Annotated in this window: 2 protein-coding genes and 3 pseudogenes; 3 read left to right on the plus strand and 2 right to left on the minus strand. The window is 64.7% G+C overall.

What is annotated here, in order from left to right; translation table 11 throughout:
* Positions 1 to 217: 217 nt before the first annotated feature.
* Positions 218 to 1,436, plus strand: a pseudogene (locus WA944_RS10135) (IS110 family RNA-guided transposase).
* A gap of 25 nt (positions 1,437 to 1,461) precedes the next feature.
* Here WA944_RS10135 and WA944_RS10140 read toward each other — a convergent pair.
* Together WA944_RS10140 and WA944_RS10145 are read right to left on the minus strand one after the other, a co-directional pair.
* Positions 1,462 to 2,140 (minus strand): annotated as a pseudogene (locus WA944_RS10140) (cytochrome P450); the annotation flags it as partial.
* A 34-nt stretch (positions 2,141 to 2,174) separates the two neighbouring features.
* Positions 2,175 to 2,690: a PaaI family thioesterase gene (locus tag WA944_RS10145; RefSeq protein ID WP_526372636.1), complete on the minus strand. Its 516-nt coding sequence runs from the start codon at positions 2,688 to 2,690 to the stop codon at positions 2,175 to 2,177.
* Between the two features lie 100 nt (positions 2,691 to 2,790).
* Here WA944_RS10145 and WA944_RS10150 point away from each other — a divergent pair, with 100 nt between their 5' ends.
* On the plus strand, positions 2,791 to 3,483 hold the full coding sequence (locus WA944_RS10150; protein ID WP_526372635.1) for a TetR/AcrR family transcriptional regulator: 693 nt from the start codon (positions 2,791 to 2,793) through the stop codon (positions 3,481 to 3,483).
* 361 nt (positions 3,484 to 3,844) lie between these two features.
* A pseudogene (locus WA944_RS10155) lies at positions 3,845 to 4,099 on the plus strand (IS1380 family transposase); the annotation flags it as partial.

Here is a 4,099-nt window from a genome sequence, read left to right on the forward strand (position 1 = left end):
GGTTACTCTTCTTCATGGTGGTCCCCTTGCTGTAGGAGTTCTTGGCGGAACGCCCGATACCTACCACACGGCAGGTTTCGAGCAGGGGACCGCCACCTCAACTTCTACGAGACTCGGGACAACCTCGTCGTGCCGGGCCGAGCACTGATCCATTAGGTCGCCGCCGGGTTGCCTTGGGCTCGCACAGGTTCCACCCATTCGACATAGGAGGTGATCGATGGTCTTCGTTGGCGACGATTGGGCCGAGGATCATCACGACATCCACGTGATGGACGAAAACGGCAAGCGGCTGGCCACACGTCGGCTGCCCGAAGGGCTACCCGGGATCCGCGGATTCCACGACATCGTGGCCACCCACGCCCAGGATCCCCACCAGGTCGTGATCGGCATCGAAACCGATCGGGGCTTGTGGGTCAACGCGCTGGTCGCGGCCGGTTACCAGGTGTATGCGGTCAACCCGCTCGCGGTCGCCCGCTACCGGACCCTCACCATGTCTCCGGAGCGAAATCCGACGCCGGGGATGCGAAACTTCTGGCCGACCTGGTGCGCACCGACCGCCACAACCATCGCCCGATCGCCGGGGACAGCTCCGACGCCGAGGCGATCAAAGTGCTGGCGCGTGGGCACCAGAACCTGATCTGGACCCGCAACCGGCAAACCAACGCGCTGCGCTCGGCGCTGCGCGAGTACTACCCGGCCGCGTTGGCCGCGTTGGCCGCGTTCGACGACCTGGCCGACCGCGACGCACTGGCCGTGCTCGGTCGTGCCGCGACACCCGCTCAGGGCGCTCGCTTGAGCCTGTCGAAGATCCGGTCAGCTCTCAAAGCCGAAACCTCGACGCCCGAGCCCTGCAGATTCAAGACATGCTGCGTCGCGAGCAACTCGCCGCCCCCGCCTCTGTCAGTGCGGCATTCGGGGCGACCGCCCGCGCCGCGGTCGGCATCATCATCGAGCTCAACCACCAGATCAGCGATCTGGAGGCCAAGCTTTCGACGCATTTTGAGACGCACCCGGACGCCGACATCTACCGCTCCCTGCCAGGACTTGGTGTCGTACTCGGCGCCCGGGTGCTCGGTGAGTCCGGGGTCGACCCCACTCGCTACACCACCGCCAAGTCTCGCAAAAACTACGCAGGAACGTCACCGCTGACCGTCGCGTCGGGCAAAAAACGCGCCGTGCTGGCCCGCCACGTCCGCAACCGACGCCTCTACGACGCCATCGACCAATGGGCGTTCTGCGCGATCACCCGCAGCCCAGGAGCCCGCGCCTACTACGACCAGCACAGAGCCGCCGGCGACCTCCACCACCAAGCCCTACGCGCCGTCGGCAACCGCCTCGTCGGCATCCTCCACGGCTGCCTACGCCACCACACAACATACGACGAGCAGAAGGCTTGGTCACACCGCCAGAACACCCCAACCGCCGACGCCGCTTGACAACTTACGCACCTGGGATGTCTAGCTAGACCGGTGTGGTCCAAGTGATGGGCAGCGATGTGTAGCCCCGGATCGGCCCGGACCGCAGCCGCCGCGCCGATTCAAGATCGACCTCCCAGTCAGGGCACCCTGTCCAACAACGCATCCAGAGCGATGCGGGCCTCCATCCGCGCCAGCGCCGCACCCAGACAGAAGTGAATGCCGCGACCGAAGGCGACCTGGTGCTCACTGGTTCGCTCGATGTCGAACACGTCCGGATCGGGGAAGGCACGCTCGTCGCGGTTGGCCGACCCGAACAACAGCAACACCTTCTCACCTTGACGCATCGTCGTGTCGTGCAGGGTGACGTCGCAGGTCAGGGTTCGTGAAAGTCCCTGTGCCGGTGAGTCGTAACGCAGCAACTCCTCGACCGCAGGCCCCAACAGTGTTCGATCGGCGGCCAGGCGTCGGCGGGTTTGCCGATGCTGGGCCAGCACGACCGCGGAGTTCCCCAGCAGATTGGTGGTGGTCTCGTAGCCCGCGACGAGCAGCAGCGCGCAGAAGCCGAGGACTTCCTCGTCGGTCACTCCGATCCCGTCGACTGTGGCGTTGGCCAACGCCGACATCAGGTCCTCGCGGGGGTTCTTGCGGCGGTCGGCGAGGAAGTCGGTGAAGTAGGCGTAGATCGCGGCGGCAGCGGTCAGTGCGTCGGTGGTTTGTCCGTGGTTGACGTCCCGTGGCTGCGAGCCTGGGGGAAAGTCATGACGGCTCTGGGTCGAGACCGCCGCGGCGCGCGAACTGCTCCAGGAGATCGCCGAAAGCGCTGACATCGCCGTGTGCGGCGAAGTGTTCGGGGCTGACGGCGACGAACACTGCATTGGCGGTGAAGCGGGTGATCCCACGCTCACCAGTGCCTGTCGCCGTGACGTGCAGCGCCCGTCCTTCACGAGAGGCGATGTGGGCAGTAATCCGGTGGGGCTGATGCAGCGGCACCGGCCGCAGATACTCCACCGTCAGGCTGCGAGTCACCGCCGGGGTGCCGGCGACCCACAATGTGAAGCCCAAGACGTCATCGCACGCGGCCGCCACGGCTCCGCCATGGGCCAGGCCTGGAGCCCCGATGTGGCGCTCGTCGAACGTCACATCGGAGTACACCGCGTCGCCGCTGCGGTGCACCACCAAACGCAGTCCGTGGGGATTGTCCGGGCCGCAACCCATGCACGTCGTTGTGTGCGAAGGTAACCGCTCCGGCAGCGATGCGCTTCCGGGCACCATCACGCTCCAATACTGTCAGTTTCGCTTCGATACCGTTAGTACCACACTGCTAGACTGCCAGGACAGCATCGCGTGAAAATCGACCGCCCGAGGTGGATGAGTGAGCAACAGTGAGTCAGCGCCAGTCCCTGACGACGACGTGGACCCGCGGCGCATCCGGTCACGCACCCGGCTGCTGGATGCTGCGGCAACGCTACTGAGCACCGGTGGGGTGGAAGCGGTCACTATCGATGCCGTCACCAAAGCATCCAAAGTGGCCCGAACCACGCTGTACCGCCACTTCCACAGTTCGTCGCATCTGCTCGCAGCCACGTTCGAACGCCTACTTCCGCAAGTGACAACTCCGGCACCGACCAGCGGCCCCCTCCGTGAGCAGCTGATCGAACTGCTCAGCCGCCAAGCCGCACTCTTCAACGACGCACCGCTGCATGTCACGACACTCGCGTGGCTCTCATTGGGGCCCACCGGCTCCACTAACGAAGCGGATGAGCGCCACACATCCGGGGCGCTACGGGCCCGAGTTGTTGACCAGTACCGTCAACCATTTGACGCCATACTCACTAGCCCGAGAGCACAATCCGAACTCGACGACTTCGACCGGGAACTGGCGCTCTGCCAACTCGTCGGACCACTCGCCTTCGCCCGAATGACCGGGCTTCGCACCATCACTCACAATGACTGCGTGAACATCGTCGATGACTTTCTCGCCGCCCACCGCAAGACCGACAGCGACGCCAAAGAGTCGAAGACCGCCACCAAGAAGACGGGCCGCCCCGCGCGCTTAGCTCGCTAGGCACAACGAAATCACAGCGTCCAGCCGGCTGGTCTTCGGGCCCTTCTCGCCTTCTCGCAAATCGCATCGGCGATGGCACTGAAGGACCGTTCCCCTGCGCCATCATCGGCGAGGCCGTGCGCGCAGATTCCATGGGCATCCGCGTGTCTCGCGGGCAACTCCTCCCATCGCGGTCTCGCACTGCTTGGGGCGCGGGGTGTCCGCGCCGCGGATCTTTACCCGAATATCGTCCGTCGTTAAGCCTGGATTCACCGATTGAGGTGGTGTCTGGGGCGGGTTGAATCAGTGAAATGCCCTGTCGTAGTGAGAGAATGAGATTTCTCTAGGATCAAATTCGGCCACTACGAAGGGCATCTCGTAGATGCAACTATCTCATACTCGGCCCGTCGCGTCGGCGATCTTCGATGACCGAACCTGGTGTCGTGCGCCGGGCTGGTCTCGATCGCCGCGTTGGCCCAGCAGTGCGGTCTCAAGACTTTGACTGACGAGACCTCAGCGTGCCGACCGACAAGGGCGCCAACGCCGGAGCGAAAGTCAGTGCGCTGGTCGCGGGCATGATCGCCGGCGCCGACAGCATCGACGACATGAGGCTGCTGCGCCACGGCGCGATGGGCAC

The organism is Mycobacterium sp. (genome assembly GCF_049683355.1).
GTDB lineage: Bacteria > Actinomycetota > Actinomycetes > Mycobacteriales > Mycobacteriaceae > Mycobacterium.